The sequence below is a fragment of the Flavobacterium sp. N502536 genome (assembly GCF_025947345.1).
In the GTDB taxonomy this organism is placed as follows: domain Bacteria; phylum Bacteroidota; class Bacteroidia; order Flavobacteriales; family Flavobacteriaceae; genus Flavobacterium.
Window position 1 is genome coordinate 480,713 of record NZ_CP110011.1, and the last position, 16,208, is coordinate 496,920.

Here is a 16,208-nt window from a genome sequence, read left to right on the forward strand (position 1 = left end):
ACATTTAATTCACATTAGTTTTATTAATTTGATTAAAACTAAATATCATGAAATTCTTTAATCTAAATTTTCTGGTTTCATTCAAAGAATGGCTTTTTTTAAGAGCCATGCAATCTTCTTTCCTTCATTAATAAACGACAATTTTAAAAAGGAAAGCACAATTGAATGAATAAAGTTGAGACCTCATTTTTGCACAAAAACCAGTTTGGAGATGATTTCTTGTGGGGTGTTTCAACCGCCGCTTTCCAAATTGAAGGCGCACCTGATACCGATGGCAAAGGACGTTCGATTTGGGATGTTTTTACTTCTCAAAAAGGAAAAATAAAAAACGGACATCATGCCTTAACCGCTTGCGATTTTTACAATTCGTACCAAAACGATATTGACTTAATCCGTGAACTGAACATTCCGAATTTCCGATTTTCGATCAGCTGGCCCAGAATCATGCCTAGCGGAGTTTCTCCAATAAATGAGGCCGGAATAGCCTATTACAACAAAATTATTGATTCGCTGCTCTCCGCCGGAATAGAACCCTGGATTACACTTTATCATTGGGATTTACCTCATGATTTAGAACTAAAAGGAGGCTGGACCAATCGTGAATCTGTTAGTTGGTTTTCAGCATACGTTGCCGTTTGTGTGCAGCATTTTGGTGATCGTGTTAAAAACTGGATGGTGATCAACGAACCTTCGGTTTTTACGGGAGCAGGATACTTTTTGGGGATTCATGCCCCAGGAAAAAAAGGTATTACCAATTACCTGAAAGCCATGCACCATGTCACTTTAGCTACAACTGCGGGTGCCAAAATAATACGAAACCACATACCGGATGCCCATATTGGCACCACATTTTCCTGTACACACATTGAGCCGGCAACATCCTCTTCAAAAGACGTTGAGGCGGCAAAAAGAGTGGATACGCTATTAAACCGAACTTTTATTGAACCTATTTTAGGTTTAGGTTATCCTCAGGCCGATCTGCCTGTATTAAAAAAACTAAATGCTTATATTGTAGAAGATGATCTCAATAATTTGTCTTTCGACTTTGATTTTATAGGTCTGCAATGTTACACCCGCGAAGTTGTAAAATCGTCTTTGCTCATTCCTTACATTGGTGCCGAACTGATCAGTGCCGAAAAAAGGAATGTCATTTCAACCGACATGGGATGGGAAGTGTACCCGCCTGCTCTTTATCAGGTACTCAAAAAATTCAACGCGTATGAAGGCATCAGAAAAATCATTATTACCGAAAATGGTGCCGCTTTTCCGGACACACTAAAAAATGGAAAGGTGTACGACATCAAACGCACGCATTACATTCAGGATCATTTAGAGCAAATACTCAAAGCCAAAAAAGACGGCCTTGCCGTGGACGGTTATTTTGTCTGGACGCTTACCGATAATTTTGAATGGGCCGAGGGTTACAACGCCCGATTTGGATTAATACACGTCGATTTCGACACACAGCAAAGAACTATTAAACATTCGGGATTGTGGTTTAAAGATTTTTTATCCTAAAATTACCAGCGCTGCAAAAGCCATTTCACGACAATCCAATTAGCCCTAAAAAACAAATTATTTCGACATAAAAATTAAGGTTATAGGGCTACAAAGTTCCCAAAAAAAGTGCTTTTTTATAGCAAAAAAACACCTATTTTCCTTGTATTCACTAGGTTTATTGGTTATTTTTTCTTATCTTTATATTATAAATAACAGTACCTATATGCCGAAAAACAAACTATCTAAAAGCCCAAATTGCGCCTCAAAAAATTATTCTTTTACACCCTTCTTCACGCATTCTCTTTTTCAGAATGCTTTCCGACTTCCTTTAGAAACTATTCCGTTTGGTCTTTTTTCTTCACAAAGTACAAACGCGCAGAAGACACAAAAGCGACCGCCCCAACCGTAGCTGTAATTATTTTTCTTGGATAGATTTTCTTAACTATTTTTTTAGAGAGTACGTACTTAAAATTATAGAAACGATTTCCTTTTTGAGGGTAGCTTTCCACAAGATTACCTTCTTCTATGATCTCTATCTGAGCCGCTGCATTCATTTCGACAACACTTACCATGTGTTTGGCCTCATTGATTCGGCATTTTTCATTGAACTTTTTAAAAGGGCGTGGCTGAAAATCGACGATAACAGCCGCCAGATTTATCGCATCAATATTCGATGGGTCAGTTTCGCCTTTAAAAAACGTTTCGATGGGTCTGAACTTGTCTTTTTGTTCGTTAAACTTATTCTTTCTCGTATGGTCAAAATCCAGACACAATAAATTTCTAAAAACATTTAAATCGTCTTGAGTCGGGTTATTTTCATAGATAATCCAACACAAATCACGGAGTTTTCCACGGGAGGGGTTGTACAAATAATCGAAATATTCTCCTTCTTTCTCAATCTCATATTTATTCTTAATCGCTTTTTTAAATTCTTCTAAAGTCTGGCTATGCATGTTATTTTTTTAGGATTTTTTAGGAATTTTTGGGAATCTCAGGAAAACGTGGGAATTCTGGGAATCCCTTACCAATAAAGGCTTAAAAGCGTCTTTACTTTGCCATAGAAATTAGTTCAAGTTTTATCTGCAGATTAAAACAAAAATATAAAACTAGTTCAAATTAACAGTGTAAAAAAACAGTAAGACCGAATTTATTCGGGAAGTATAGATAACGTCTTACAGTTCTACACATTGTACTTCCCAAAAAACCAAATTGGTATTGTCCTAACCAACCTCCGGATCAACTCCGGTCAGCAATACCCATGTCTAATTTCTAAATCTAAATAAAATGAAAAAGCTAATAATTTTTATCGCTTTCACGATACTATTCACCATGTTCTCCTGTACACCTGATGAATACGAAACTCAAACCAAACAGGAAACAAAGAAATCAATTGAACCTGCAAAACCAACTTTTGCAGATGGGCCAGGTGATGATAAAACACCACCGCCTCCGCCGCCAGATATTTAATAAATATATATTTTTAGTATCTAATTAATTACTATTTTCGGGGAAAGTAAATTTATATGTTACGGTCCCCGTTTTTTTATTTTATTCTTCTTCTTTTTCTTTTTTCCTGTAAAGAAAAAGAGACTCTAAATACAGACACAGAAAAGATCAGAAAAGAAGCGCTTAGTTTACGAAATAAAGGAAATGAAAATTTTGGAAAACAAAACTTTAATACTGCTTTTTACGAGTATAGCAAATCGAAAGTACTTTATGAAACTTTAAAAGACAGTGCCAATATTGGTTACATACTCATTCAAATATCCTTAATACAGCAAATAAACGGAGATCATTATGGCAGTAAGGAAACGGTTACGGAGGCATTAGTCTATTTTAAAAAAAAGAGCGTATATACGGCTTGTATAAATAATATATTGGGGGTTGCTGACAAAGAGCTTTCTCTTTATAATGATGCAATTCTTTATTACAAACAAGCTGCAAATGATTTTAAAGATCCCATTGAAAAGTTAGGTCCTTTAGGCAATATTGCAGGGGTTTATATTCAACAAAAAAAATATGATAATGCCATTGCTCTTTTAGAATCTCTTTTAAGCAAAAAATTAAAATTAAAACCTCAATCGATTAGGAGAGCTATACTTCTGGATAATTTAGGCTATGCCTATTTTAAAAACGGAATAGATGAAAAAGGTTTTCAATTAATGAATGAAGCGCTCCTCACCAGACATGAAATTAAAGATGCTTACGGCAGTATTGAAAGTTATCTGCACTTCGCCGATTATTATGCTAAAAAAGACATTCACAAATCAAATGAAAATGCTCTTGCTGCTTATGGGGTTGCTACAAAGCTAAACAGTGTAGACGAAAGATTGGAAGCACTCCAAATTTTAATTTCAAACGATCACAGTTCTCAAAACAGTAAATATGTCCAAAAGTATTTTAAACTAAACGACAGCATTATTAAAATTAGAAACAACTTCAAAAATAAGTTTGCTAAAATTAAATACGATGCTAAAAAAGAAAAGGATGAAAACGCAAAACTTCGTTTAGAAAAAGCAGAGAATTTACTCTCTCTTCAAAGAGCTCAATACCTGAGAATTGTATCTGCAATTATTTTCTTCTTCTTAGTGGTTCTAATTGTAATTGTAATTCGCTACTATAAAAATAAAAACAGAGCGATCGAATTTAAGACTTCCTATATAACCGAAGCCCGAATTGCTAAAAAAATCCACGATGAATTGGCAAACGATGTATTCCATGTGATTGCTTTTGCCGAGTCCCAGTCCCTGTCTAAAGAAAGTACCAAAGAGAATCTGCTCCAAAAATTAGATGATATTTACGGTCGTGTAAGAGGAATTTCGAGAGAGAACAATAAAATTGATACGGGTGTAAATTTTACCAGCAGTATCAAAGAAATGCTTTCGACTTACAATACCAACGAAAGAAATATCATTGTAACCAACTTAGAAACGATCAACTGGGAGGCGATTAACGATACCAAAAAAATTACCATCAGCAGGATTTTACAGGAATTAATGGTGAACATGAAAAAACACAGCCAGGCTAGTATAGTTGGAATAAAGTTTGAAAATAAAGAGAAATCAATCTCCATACATTATACAGATAACGGTAAAGGTTTTGAAAAAGCCAGTACCGCAAAAAATGGCCTGCAAAACATGGAACACCGCATTCAGGCTGTTAAAGGAACCATTGATTTTGAGACAGAACCCGATAAAGGATTTAAAGCAAACCTATCCATACCGAAATAAATACAAACAAAAATTTAACATCCTAATTGCAATCCCTCAGCTCCTGATGAACTGAAAATAAAAAACCTTTCAAGATTACTCTCAAAAGGTTTTTCCTTCAAAAAACAGGTTGATAACAAATTCCTGTATGCTATTTTGTCGTCTCTTAGTTCAAATCGGTTACGATGTCTTTTTCTAAAACTTCAACGGCTTCTTTCCAGTTGTTTACTCTTAAATGATGTGTCTGATTAACATTATGGAATGCTGTAAACATGATCGGTTTTCCCATACAATGATCTAAATTTTTACGGTGATCGTCAATCATATAATCCGTATTGATGATTCTTTTGCTTCCGCACAAAATAATGTTTTCCCAGCTGATAAAAGGAAAATGTTCTGCAAGCCAGGCTACTTTTTCGGCCAATGATACCGGAAATTCGGTTGCAGCAGAAACAATAAAAATTTCAAAGTTTTCCTGTAATCGGCGTAAACTTTCGACAGCATCCGGCATTACAGGCAGACTTCTAAAAAAATTATCGGCATTTAAAATTTCACGCAAAAGAGTTCTGTCTTTAAAAGCGTCTTCTTCACTCAGCCCCTGAATAGTCTCTTTGGTAAGTGAAGCTCCGCTCTCGTTATTGTACTGTTTGATTAACTGTATTTCGATATCGGCAAGTACGCCATCCATGTCAATGGCAATCGTTTTCTTTTTCATCTTGATTAATTTTGCAACAAATTTACGCAAATATTGCAAAGTATTGCAATTTTAACTTATTTTTGCAATATAAATTTGCATCTAATGAAAAAAGAAGAACGTCAAAAAGTAATTTTAGAGTACTTATCAAAAGAACACCGGCTTACTTTAATGGAGCTTAGTGCCTATTTAAATGTGTCTGAAGACACGATAAGACGAGATGTGAAAGAACTTTCGGATCAGGGATTATTAAAGGCTGTTCGCGGTGGTGCGGTTGCTCCTTCTCCAATTCCGCTGCATTTTAGAAACCGGGAAAAACACGATCTTGAAAACAAAAAGATAATTGCCGAAAAAGCAATCTCTTTTTTAAAAGACGGTCAGGTTGTTTTTATCGATGGGGGAACCACTTCTTTGGCTTTAGTCGCCAGTTTCCCTTACGATTTAAAGATCACTGTGATCACAAACAGCTTTCCTGTAGCGGCACTCATTGAAGATTTACCTAATATTGAATTGATTTTTGCAGGTGGACGAATGTGCAAAACTTCCTTTACTACTGCCAGTATTGAAACGATCGATTTTTTTAGAAATTTCAGGGCCGACATTTGTATTCTTGGACTCTGCAGCATTCATCACGAGCGTGGGGTTACCGGAGTTTTATACGATGATTCGCAAATAAAAAGAAACATGATTCAACATTCTGATTTTGTCATTGCTTTGGGTTCTATCGAAAAAGTAGGGACAGCTGAAGCGTATTCAGTCTGCCCAATTAAGGATATTAATGTACTGGTGACTAATATTGCTCCCGAAGATGAAAGTTTAAAACCGTATCTAAATGCGGGAGTGATACTGGTTTAAAACAGTCAGATACTATTAAACCGTAACATTTCGATTACAATACTCAAACCTGTCTTTGTGATTGGTACGTTTTACAATTTTAAATTTGTTTTGCATTTTTTTCATAACTTTACACTTATCAACAAGTTAACAATAAAAATTCATTTACTATTTGAGAATTAAACGTCAGTAAAATGCAATTACAACATTTTCCACCATCCGAAATTCTAAAACCTTATATCAAACATTACTATATTTTTGAATCCGATTCAGATGTAGCATTTGAAGATACGGTGTTTCCGAGTGGTGAAATGGAAATCATTTTTAATCTTGGTGATGGGATTTGGGAGTCATTGGTGGATAAAAACTTTCACAAAACTCCAAAAATTGAGTTGTGGGGACAGATCACCAAACCTCTTCCTATAAAATCAAAAGGCAAACATACTATGCTGGGCATTCGGTTCTACACGCATACCGCAGCCTACTTTTTTAAGGATGAAATTGGAGTATTTAACAACCATATTTTTGATCTCGAAGATATAATTGGCAATCCGATAAAGAACTTACACAGTCAGCTTTTAGAAACTTCCGATATCCAAAAAAGAATTGAGCTGATCGAAACATTTTTAATCAAAAAAATAATAACAAACCCTAAGCGATCGGACAAAATTGAAAAAGTGGCCCATATCTTATCGAGTTTACTAAGTGAGCCAACCGAAAGCAACATCAATAACATTTCGGCAAAATACGGCATAACACCGCGTTACCTTCATAAACTGGTGTTCCAGCATACCGGACTTGCTCCGAAATCGTTCAACAAAATTAAACGCTTTCAACACAGTCTGAAGCTCATCAACAATACCGAATATCCTTTTACCTCTATTGCTTATGATTCCGGTTATTTTGATCAGTCTCATTTTATAAGAGATTTTAAATTCTTTACAGGAACGACACCAACCTCCTATTTAGAGAATCAATTCCCGATCAATCAATTAATTCTTTAAAGGTACTATTGAGCATTAACAACACTATCCCTTAGCAGCTTAGCACCTCAGAACCTTAACACCTTACTATAAAAAAACAGTTCCGATTTGTACAATTCAGAAGTTTTTACGCTTACTACCTTTGATAAAAATAATAGTAAATCTAAAAACTTTAATATGAATACTTTTAACAACTCATCGGAATTGAACCGAAATCACATTTATGCGGCATTAAAACTCTTTGCCTTTATCTTATTGCTTTCAGGCTGTAATTCTGCACCAAACACTGAAACAGCTTTAGACGAAGCAAAAAATGCAATTCAAAAAAGCAACGCCATCTATTTTGATTCCTTTAAAAACAATGATCCGTCGATATTTATAGACCGATATGCTGAAGACGCGTCCATTTTACTCCCAAATGCTCCTCAAATCTACGGAAAAGAAGGTGCTGCCAATTTTTTCAGAAAAGCATACGATGAATATGGCTTACGAGGCGGAAAATTTATCACCACAGCGGTATATGGTGATGGTGTAAAATACGTAACCGAGGAAGGTTTATGGCAGTCTTACAATTCAAAAGGCGAATTAATGGACGACGGTAAGTTTCTGGTTCTTTGGAAGAAAACGGACAAAGGCTGGAAGATGTTCCGCGATTCGTTTAGCAGTAATCGTCAAGCCAAATAAGAAAAAAAGAGTCCGCTAAAAGCAATTTTAACCAATTGCGAATTATCTGATAATTGCTTATTTTTCTTTCACAGGAATTTTTATCTTAGCCGAAGGAATACAGCCACAAAGTTCACAATTTTACGAAGTTGTGAACTTTTGCCGTAAAACAGAAAAAGCGATTTAGAACTGTACCATAAGCAAATGTATTTAGACAACCAGATATTATTTTTCTTCAGCGCATTAGGTGCATTCAACAGCACAATCTTAAGCCTGTACTTTTTCTTTTTTACCAAAGAAAAGAACATTTCCAACTTCTTTTTGGGTGGCTTACTAGCCGTTCTGAGTATCCGAATCTGGAAGTCCATCTTTTTTTACTTTAACCCTACGATTTCAAAGACCTATCTGCAAATCGGTTTATCGGCTTGTTTTCTAATAGGTCCCTTTCTGTTTTTTTATATCAAGGCTAAACTAAATTCCTTAAATGTAACTTTAGCGAAGTATTCCATTCTTTTTCTATTATTCCTCATTGTCTTTGTAGGAGTCCTTGCTCCTTATCAGACCCATTTAGTATTATGGAAAAAATACATTTATTTCATTATCAATTTACAATGGATTGTCTTTGTTGTGCTCTCCGCATTTTCCCTGAAACAATTATTTGGGAAGATTGTAACAAAGTCCGGTAAGGTTAATTATGATGAGGTTTGGATGCTCTCGGTACTAAGCGGTGTCTTTCTGATCTGGCTGGCTTATTTTACAGCTACCTATACTTCTTATATTTCGGGGGCTCTGTCGCTTTCTTTTGCTTTATATCTGTCCGGTATGGTGGTGTTTTACAAACGAAATCAAACTTTTAAGGTACTTCCTAAAAAAGAAAAATATGTCAACAAAATAGAAAGTGAAGAAGTCGATCATATTTTTGAAAAAATACAGGTTGCTTTTCATTCCAAAAACATGCACAAAAATCCGAATCTGACCTTAAGTTTATTGGCACAGGAAATCAAGGTACGTCCGCAGCTTTTGTCGCAATTTTTAAATGATAATCTGAACAAAAGTTACACGCAATTTATAAACGAATACCGAATTGAAGAAGCAAAGAAAATTCTGAAACAGGATAGTAATCTAAAAATGGAAGTGGTAGCCGAGTATTGCGGTTTCAATTCGAGCAGTACTTTTTACAGCGCCTTTAAAAAAGCGACAGGCACAACACCTGTAAATTACGCAAAAACCTGATTTTTTTCTCTCAATTTATACATTAGGAGTCCTAAAGTATATATTTATTCCCCATTCAATCTCACTCCCTATAGCTTTGCGAAAAATTAAATTTCAAAAAGCTTATGAAAAAAGTTATCTATTTTATTGCGCTATTATTGTCGTCAGGTTATTTGTTGGCGCAGACCGAAGAGGCATCCGTTAAAAAATGCATTGAAAATTACATTGATGGCAGTTCTTACAACAGACCTGAAAACATCGAAAAGGCATTTTATGCTGAGGCCAATCTCTTTTTAAGTCATAAAGACAAGGAGCTTTGGATTGTACCTGCCAGCGAATATGCCAAATGGTTTAAGAAAGACAATCCCGGACAATTTAATGGCCGTCTGGGCAGAATAATTTCAATTGATTTGTATAACAATATCGCTTTAGCCAAAGCAGAGATATTGATTCCCGACAAAAAAATGGAGTTTATTGATTTGTTTTTACTCAAAAAGCTTCAGGGTGAATGGAAAATAATCAGCAAATCGGCGAGTAGTTTAAGCACGAACAAGTCGGGACAGCGCATACTGTTTATCGTTTCTAATGCGCACTATTATGGCAAATCGAACCTGGCAACGGGCAATAGCTTTCCTGAAATCGTAAATGCTTACCATACTTTTAAAACAGCAGGTTATACGGTTGATTTTGTGAGCCCGGAAGGCGGAAGTGTTCCATTAGCCTATATCAACACCTCCGATGCTTTACAAAAGCAATATTTATTTGACCCGGATTTTATGTATGCCCTAAAAAACACCAAAAAACCAGCAGAAATTGATTCCAAAATTTACAAAGCCGTTCATTACATTGGTGGCGGAGCTGCGATGTATGATGTGCCTGAAAATAAAGAAATTCAGACTATTGCTTTAAAAGTATATGAGGAGAACAAGGGGATTATCTCTTCTGTTTGCCACGGAACTGCAGGAATAGTGAACTTAAAAACGAGTGATGGTGCTTATTTGGTAGCAGGAAAAAAAATTAGCGGTTACCCGGATTCCTATGAAAAACAAGGTGACGAATATTTTAAGTACTTCCCCTTTTTAATTCAAAAAACAATTGAAGAAAGAGGCGGCACTTTTAAGTTTTCGGCACGTAACGTCTCCCATGTCGAAACGGACGGAAGAATTGTTACCGGACAAAATTTTCAATCGTCAAGCGGAGTGGCTTCAAAGATTATAGAATTAATAAACAATACTAAAAAAGAGTAATACGCTATCGCACACATTTAAACTTCCACGATCAACTAAAAAAGCCTTTCGGGAATTTACTCCTGAAAGGCTTTTTATCTACAAACTAACTATTACTCCTATTTCCAACCACCGCCTAAGTCTCTGTACACATGGACTGCAGCATTTAATTGTTCTTTTTTAGTATCTACCAATTCTAATTTTGCTTCTAATGCATCACGTTGTGTCATTAAAACTTCAAAATAATCGACTCTGGCCGATTTAAACAAATCGTTAGAAACGTCTATTGAAGTATTTAAGGCATCTACCTGTTGCGATTTAAGATCATATCCTTTTTGCAGGTTTTCGATCTTAGAAAGCTGGTTGGACACTTCTAAATAAGCATTCAAAATGGTACGATCGTAATTGTACAAGGCCTGAAGCTGTCTTGCATTTGCGCTTGCAAATTCAGCTTTAATTGCATTTCTGTTAATCAAAGGTGCGGCAAGATCTCCGGCCAATGAATACAAAATAGATTCCGGAAAAGTAAGCAAATAAGAAGGTTTAAAAGCCTGTACTCCTATCGCAGCCGAAATATTTAAAGAAGGATAAAACTCGGCACGAGCCGCTTTTACATCTAATTTTGAAGCTACTAATTCTAATTCTGCCTGCTTCACATCAGGGCGATTCGCCAATAACTGAGACGGAATTCCTGAACTTACCGCTGCCGGTAACAAACTCAGGAAGTTGTTTGTATTGGTTCTTTTGATTTCCTGTGGATATCTTCCCAATAAAAAGTTGATTTTATTTTCCGTTTCTTTTATCTGCTGAAGAATTCCAAATTCAAGACTTTTTGAAGTTAAAACCTCAGCTTCAAATTTCTTCACTCCTAGTTCGGTAGCTCTGGCGGCCTGCTTCTGAATTTTTACAATTTCTAAAGCATTGCTCTGCAATTTGATGGTTTGTTTTACAATATCCAACTGCGTATCTAAAGCCAGTAATTCGTAATACGAATCGGCCACTTCAGCAATAAGATTGGTAATCACAAAGTTTTTCCCTTCAACGGTTGCTAAATAGCGGTTTAAAGCTGCTTTCTTAGAGTTGCGCAGTTTTTTCCAGATGTCTACCTCCCAATTGGCATAAGCCGAAATGGTAAAATCTCCCAACGGATCAGGGGTTTCTACACCCGGTTTGATCTCGGTGTTGGCATCACCTGCACCCTGACTGGTATAACGACCTACTTTTTCTACTCCTGCTCCGGCGCGAACACCAACAGTTGGTAATAAAAGTCCTTTTTTTACACGGATGTCGTTTCTTGCAATTTCGATTTCCTGCAACGTAATGTTTAACTCCTGATTGTTCTTCAGGGCAACATCAATAAGGTCAACCAGATTTTGATCTTTAAAGTAATCTTTCCAGCTTAGTGCTGAGGTGTTATTGTTTACATCCTGAGTTTGGGCTGTTGCACCAAATGACTCCGGAACCGGCGTGCTTGTTACTGCTGTCTCAGGAGCAGGGGCTTTACACCCTGCAACCGTAAGACATATACTCAATGCAATACCGTATTGATAGGTTTTGAATTTATACATGATTGTTGTCAATTTCTTCTGTTAATGGATTCTCTTCTTCATGTTTCACCAATTTGTGTTTCTCTGCTATTTTTCCAAAAATGTAATACAAGCCCGGAATTACAAACACCCCACAAATAGTTCCGATAAGCATACCTCCCGCAGCGGCTGTACCAATAGTACGGTTTCCAATTTTTCCCGGACCGGTAGCAAAAGCAAGCGGTAATAAACCGGCAATAAAAGCAAATGAAGTCATCAAAATTGGACGGAACCTCGCTTTAGCTCCTTCCATTGCTGCTTCAAGAACTGATTTACCTGCGGCATGTCGCTGAATCGCAAACTCTACAATCAGTACGGCATTTTTACCCAGTAAACCAATAAGCATTACCATGGCCACCTGTGCATAAATGTTGTTTTCCAATCCTGTTAATTTCAGTAAAAGGAAAGCACCAAAAATACCTGCCGGTAAAGAAAGAATTACAGATAACGGCAAAATAAAACTCTCGTATTGCGCTGCCAGTACCAGATACACAAATCCCAAACAGATCAAAAATACCCAAATGGCCTGATTCCCCTGTGCCACCTCATCGGCAGAAATACCTGCCCAGTCAATGTCATATCCCCTTGGTAATTTTTTGGCGGCTACTTCCTGAATAACTTTAATGGCCGTACCAGAACTATAACCCGGTGCAGCAGAACCACTAATTTGTGTAGAAGTGTACATGTTGTGACGGGTAATTTCAGAAAGCCCGTATACTTTTTCCAATCTCATGAAAGCAGAAAAAGGCACCATTTCATCGCGGTTGTTTTTTACATATAGTTTTAAAATATCATCCGGCTGAGCACGATACTCCGGCGAAGCCTGAACGATTACTTTGTAGTTGATTCCGAATTTAATAAAACTAATTTCGTAGTTACTTCCCACAAGAGTTGACAAAGTGTTCATCGCATTTTCGATAGAAACACCCTTTTGCTGTGCCAAATCGTTGTCGACTTTCATCATGTATTGAGGGAAACTGGAACTATAAAAACTAAATACATTTGATAATTCCGGATGTCTGTTCAATTCAGCAACAAAATCGTTATTTACCTGCTCGGTTTTTTTGTAATCTCCTGAACCCGTTTTATCTAATAAACGAAGCTCAAATCCTCCCGCAGCACCATATCCCGGTACAGCAGGCGGTTGGAAAAATTCGATATTTGCTCCCGCAATGTCTTTACATTTTTCCTCCATCTCATGCATAATCTCCAAAACAGATTCTTTTCTTTCGCTCCAGTCTTTAAGATTCACCAAACAGGTTCCTGAGTTGGCTCCTGTACCTTCAGACAGAATTTCGTAACCCGCTAACGAGGAAACCGATTTCACCCCATCAATGTCTTCAGCAATCTTTTGAACTCTTTCTGCAATATTATTGGTTCTTTCTAATGATGAACCCGGAGGTGTCTGAATAACCGCATAAAACATTCCCTGATCCTCATTCGGAATAAATCCGGACGGAACGGTACTGCTTATTAACCATGTTCCGGCACAAAATCCTACCAAAGCAACAATCGTAACAGCTCTTCTGTTTACGATTTTGGCTAATACATTTTGATATTTACCCTGAGCTAGGTTAAACTTATTGTTAAAACCGTCTATAAACACATTGATCGGTGTTTTCTTTTTAGGCTGACCGTGATTATTTTTCAACATCATCGCACAAAGTGCCGGTGTCAATGTCAAAGCCACAATACCCGAAAGTATAATTGCGGTTGCCATAGTCACCGAAAACTGTCTGTAAAATACTCCCACAGGACCAGACATGAAGGCTACAGGAATAAATACTGCCGCCATCAGGAAGGTAATCGCAATAATCGCCCCTGCAATTTCATGCATCGCTTTTTTAGTCGCTTTAAACGCTGACAGATGCTCTTCTTCCATCTTGGCGTGAACCGCTTCGATCACTACAATCGCATCATCGACGACGACCCCAATTGCCAATACTAAAGCAAACAAGGTGATTAAGTTCAATGAAATATCAAAGAATGTCATGAATACAAAGGTTCCAATTAACGATACCGGTACCGCAATTGCCGGAATAACGGTCGAACGCCAGTCGCCTAAGAAAAGGAATACGACTAAACCTACCAGTATAAAAGCTTCAACCAAAGTGTGAATTACCTTTTCGATAGAAGCATCCAGGAACTTAGAAACATCATATGAAATTTCATAATCCATTCCTTTTGGAAATTTTTGTTTGATTTTTTCCAATTTAGCCTTTACCTCTTCAATTACCTGATTGGCATTACTTCCGAAAGACTGTTTTAATACGATAGCTGCAGATGGCTTACCATTTAAGTTGGAATAAATATCATACATAGAACTGCCAAATTCAATATTGGCAATATCTTTCAAACGTAAAAGCTCTCCATTAGCATTTGACTTGATCACAATATTTCCATACTGCTCTTTTGTGGTAAAACGCCCGGAATACTTCAATACATATTCAAACGCCTGAGAACGTTTACCGGAACTTTCTCCTGTTTTACCCGGAGAAGCCTCCAAACTCTGACTTGATAATGCCTCCATTACCTCATCGGCAGAAATTTTATAAGCCAGCATACGATCTGGTTTCAGCCAGATACGCATCGCATATTCACGAGTTCCTAAAATATCTCCTGAACCAATACCGTTTACCCTTTTCAATTCTGAAAGTACGTTGATATCGGCGTAGTTGTACAAGAACTTCATATCGGTATTTTTATCTGTACTGTAAAGATTCACGTACATCAACATACTCGGTACTTCTCGTGTAATTTTAATCCCCTCTCTAATAACCAGCGGAGGTAATTTATTGGTAACCGAAGCCACACGGTTCTGCACATTAATCGCAGCCTGATTAGGATCTGTTCCTAAGTTAAACACTACTTTTATAGTTGCTTCACCGTCATTTCCGGCATCAGACGCCATGTATTTCATTCCCGGAACTCCATTCAGGGCTCTTTCTAAAGGAATAATAACCGCCTTGATCATCAATTCACCATTAGATCCTGGATAATCAGCAGTAACGTTCACCATTGGTGGTGAGATTGTAGGGAATTGTGTAATAGGTAAATTCAATACCGACAATACTCCTAAAAAGACGATTATAAGCGATATTACTATCGACAGTACAGGTCTTTGAATAAATTTATTAAACATTTTATCGTATTTTAATGATTAAACCTATTCTGCTTTTAAGCGTAAATTGTTCATTACCGCTTTAGGAGATTGGAATTCATATTTGATTTTGTCGTTTTCTTTTACTTTCTGAACGCCTTCCAATAAAATTCTGTCATTTTCGGTAAGTCCGGTTCTGATCACGTACAAATCAGGAATTTCGCCTGTTATGGTGATTTCTCTTGAGTTTACTTTATTGTTTTTATCGATCACAAAAACGTATTTTTTATCCTGAATTTCATACGTCGCTTTTTGTGGAATTACGATTGCATTTTTAAGCGGTACAAGCATTTGAACCTGTCCGGTTTCTCCATTTCTAAGCAATTTCCCTGAATTAGGAAAACGCGCTCTGAAAGCGATGTTTCCGGTTTCATTGTTAAATTCACTTTCAATAACTTCTACATTTCCTTTTTCCTTAAAAGTTTCGCCATTAGCCAAAACCAGACTTACTTTATTATCAGCACGGTCTTTTACATTGGTTTCATATTGCAGGTATTCAGGTTCTGAAACGTTGAAGTATGCAAACATCTGACTGTTGTCTGAAAGACTCGTCATCAATTCGCCTTCATCAATAAGACTTCCTAATTTTAAAGGGATACGGTCGATAGTTCCGTCAAACGGGGCTCTGATTTCTGTAAATGACAAATGAAGTTTTGCCAATGCCACTTCGGCTCTTGCAGATTGCAATTTTGCCTGTGCTACACTTAGTTCGTTTTTAGAAACGATATTTTTGTCTGCCAGTAATTTGGCATTTTGCAGTTCGATTTCTACTGATTTTTGTTCAGCTTGTGCTTTCAATAATTCTGCCTGATACATGTTTGGCATAATTTTAAACAACAGCTGCCCTTTTTTTACAAATTGTCCTTCATCGACATAGATGTTTTGTAAAAAACCTTTTTCCTGAGCACGAATTTCAATGTTTCGTACCGATTTAATTTGTGAAACGTACTGTTTCGTAAACGAAGTGTCTATTCTTACTGCATTGGTAGCCGTAAATTTTTCTACTTCTTCTTTCTCTTCTTTTTTAGCTGTACAGCTAGTAAGGCACACTAGGGCAATTAAGCCAGTGAACAAGATAATTCTTTTCATGATTTTATTGGAAATTAAGCGATTGAGTGCTTGGAATACAGAGATTCCTTTA

Annotated in this window: 13 protein-coding genes; 8 read left to right on the forward strand and 5 right to left on the reverse strand. The window is 36.7% G+C overall.

Translation table 11 applies throughout. The features are described 5' to 3' along the window. Positions 1 to 165 precede the first annotated feature (165 nt). Positions 166 to 1,518: a GH1 family beta-glucosidase gene (locus OLM61_RS02055; protein ID WP_264524871.1), complete on the forward strand. Its 1,353-nt coding sequence runs from the start codon at positions 166 to 168 to the stop codon at positions 1,516 to 1,518. Positions 1,519 to 1,835: 317 nt separating this feature from the next. Here the strand turns inward: OLM61_RS02055 and OLM61_RS02060 are convergent, their stop codons facing one another. Beyond that, positions 1,836 to 2,453, reverse strand: coding sequence for a hypothetical protein (locus OLM61_RS02060; RefSeq protein WP_264524872.1), 618 nt, complete (start codon positions 2,451 to 2,453; stop codon positions 1,836 to 1,838). A 331-nt stretch (positions 2,454 to 2,784) separates the two neighbouring features. On the opposite strand from OLM61_RS02060, the gene OLM61_RS02065 reads away from it, so the two are divergent. Both OLM61_RS02065 and OLM61_RS02070 read left to right on the forward strand, forming a co-directional pair. Continuing rightward, positions 2,785 to 2,967, forward strand: coding sequence for a hypothetical protein (locus tag OLM61_RS02065; protein ID WP_264524873.1), 183 nt, complete (start codon positions 2,785 to 2,787; stop codon positions 2,965 to 2,967). Positions 2,968 to 3,023: 56 nt separating this feature from the next. Next, on the forward strand, positions 3,024 to 4,730 hold the full coding sequence (locus tag OLM61_RS02070; RefSeq protein WP_264524874.1) for a sensor histidine kinase: 1,707 nt from the start codon (positions 3,024 to 3,026) through the stop codon (positions 4,728 to 4,730). A gap of 145 nt (positions 4,731 to 4,875) precedes the next feature. On the opposite strand, the gene OLM61_RS02075 is transcribed toward OLM61_RS02070, so the two are convergent. Beyond that, positions 4,876 to 5,424 (reverse strand): 5' nucleotidase, NT5C type, encoded by a 549-nt coding sequence (locus tag OLM61_RS02075; RefSeq protein WP_264524875.1) that lies wholly within the window; start codon positions 5,422 to 5,424, stop codon positions 4,876 to 4,878. An 84-nt stretch (positions 5,425 to 5,508) separates the two neighbouring features. On the opposite strand from OLM61_RS02075, the gene OLM61_RS02080 reads away from it, so the two are divergent. From OLM61_RS02080 to OLM61_RS02100, 5 genes are all read left to right on the forward strand, one after another. Then, positions 5,509 to 6,258: a DeoR/GlpR family DNA-binding transcription regulator gene (locus OLM61_RS02080; RefSeq protein WP_264524876.1), complete on the forward strand. Its 750-nt coding sequence runs from the start codon at positions 5,509 to 5,511 to the stop codon at positions 6,256 to 6,258. A gap of 173 nt (positions 6,259 to 6,431) precedes the next feature. After that, positions 6,432 to 7,241 carry a helix-turn-helix domain-containing protein gene (locus OLM61_RS02085; protein ID WP_264524877.1) on the forward strand — a complete coding sequence of 270 codons (810 nt, stop codon included), beginning with the start codon at positions 6,432 to 6,434 and terminating at the stop codon, positions 7,239 to 7,241. Between the two features lie 156 nt (positions 7,242 to 7,397). Beyond that, positions 7,398 to 7,904 carry a YybH family protein gene (locus OLM61_RS02090; protein WP_264524878.1) on the forward strand — a complete coding sequence of 169 codons (507 nt, stop codon included), beginning with the start codon at positions 7,398 to 7,400 and terminating at the stop codon, positions 7,902 to 7,904. 183 nt (positions 7,905 to 8,087) lie between these two features. Next, on the forward strand, positions 8,088 to 9,116 hold the full coding sequence (locus tag OLM61_RS02095; protein WP_264524879.1) for a helix-turn-helix transcriptional regulator: 1,029 nt from the start codon (positions 8,088 to 8,090) through the stop codon (positions 9,114 to 9,116). 104 nt (positions 9,117 to 9,220) lie between these two features. Next, on the forward strand, positions 9,221 to 10,342 hold the full coding sequence (locus OLM61_RS02100) for a nuclear transport factor 2 family protein (protein WP_264524880.1): 1,122 nt from the start codon (positions 9,221 to 9,223) through the stop codon (positions 10,340 to 10,342). A gap of 98 nt (positions 10,343 to 10,440) precedes the next feature. Here the strand turns inward: OLM61_RS02100 and OLM61_RS02105 are convergent, their stop codons facing one another. From OLM61_RS02105 to OLM61_RS02115, 3 genes are read right to left on the reverse strand one after another with little or no spacing between them, the layout of a single operon-like run. Beyond that, on the reverse strand, positions 10,441 to 11,889 hold the full coding sequence (locus OLM61_RS02105) for a TolC family protein (RefSeq protein WP_264524881.1): 1,449 nt from the start codon (positions 11,887 to 11,889) through the stop codon (positions 10,441 to 10,443). Then, positions 11,882 to 15,049 carry an efflux RND transporter permease subunit gene (locus tag OLM61_RS02110; protein ID WP_264524882.1) on the reverse strand — a complete coding sequence of 1,056 codons (3,168 nt, stop codon included), beginning with the start codon at positions 15,047 to 15,049 and terminating at the stop codon, positions 11,882 to 11,884. Before OLM61_RS02110 ends, OLM61_RS02105 begins: the two co-directional genes overlap by 8 nt. A 24-nt stretch (positions 15,050 to 15,073) precedes the next feature. Then, the gene (locus tag OLM61_RS02115) at positions 15,074 to 16,156 is read right to left on the reverse strand and encodes an efflux RND transporter periplasmic adaptor subunit (RefSeq protein WP_264524883.1); all 1,083 of its coding nucleotides are present in this window, start codon (positions 16,154 to 16,156) and stop codon (positions 15,074 to 15,076) included. Between the last annotated feature and the right edge of the window lie 52 nt (positions 16,157 to 16,208).

Bases quoted from the DNA above. Each gene is read 5' to 3' on its own strand.
- OLM61_RS02060 (WP_264524872.1), bottom strand. From the start codon at position 2,453: ATGCATAGCCAGACTTTAGAAGAATTTAAAAAAGCGATTAAGAATAAA.
- OLM61_RS02105 (WP_264524881.1), bottom strand. From the start codon at position 11,889: ATGTATAAATTCAAAACCTATCAATACGGTATTGCATTGAGTATATGT.
- OLM61_RS02085 (WP_264524877.1), top strand. From the start codon at position 6,432: ATGCAATTACAACATTTTCCACCATCCGAAATTCTAAAACCTTATATC.
- OLM61_RS02070 (WP_264524874.1), top strand. From the start codon at position 3,024: ATGTTACGGTCCCCGTTTTTTTATTTTATTCTTCTTCTTTTTCTTTTT.
- OLM61_RS02065 (WP_264524873.1), top strand. From the start codon at position 2,785: ATGAAAAAGCTAATAATTTTTATCGCTTTCACGATACTATTCACCATG.
- OLM61_RS02090 (WP_264524878.1), top strand. From the start codon at position 7,398: ATGAATACTTTTAACAACTCATCGGAATTGAACCGAAATCACATTTAT.
- OLM61_RS02115 (WP_264524883.1), bottom strand. From the start codon at position 16,156: ATGAAAAGAATTATCTTGTTCACTGGCTTAATTGCCCTAGTGTGCCTT.
- OLM61_RS02100 (WP_264524880.1), top strand. From the start codon at position 9,221: ATGAAAAAAGTTATCTATTTTATTGCGCTATTATTGTCGTCAGGTTAT.
- OLM61_RS02055 (WP_264524871.1), top strand. From the start codon at position 166: ATGAATAAAGTTGAGACCTCATTTTTGCACAAAAACCAGTTTGGAGAT.
- OLM61_RS02110 (WP_264524882.1), bottom strand. From the start codon at position 15,049: ATGTTTAATAAATTTATTCAAAGACCTGTACTGTCGATAGTAATATCG.
- OLM61_RS02080 (WP_264524876.1), top strand. From the start codon at position 5,509: ATGAAAAAAGAAGAACGTCAAAAAGTAATTTTAGAGTACTTATCAAAA.
- OLM61_RS02095 (WP_264524879.1), top strand. From the start codon at position 8,088: ATGTATTTAGACAACCAGATATTATTTTTCTTCAGCGCATTAGGTGCA.
- OLM61_RS02075 (WP_264524875.1), bottom strand. From the start codon at position 5,424: ATGAAAAAGAAAACGATTGCCATTGACATGGATGGCGTACTTGCCGAT.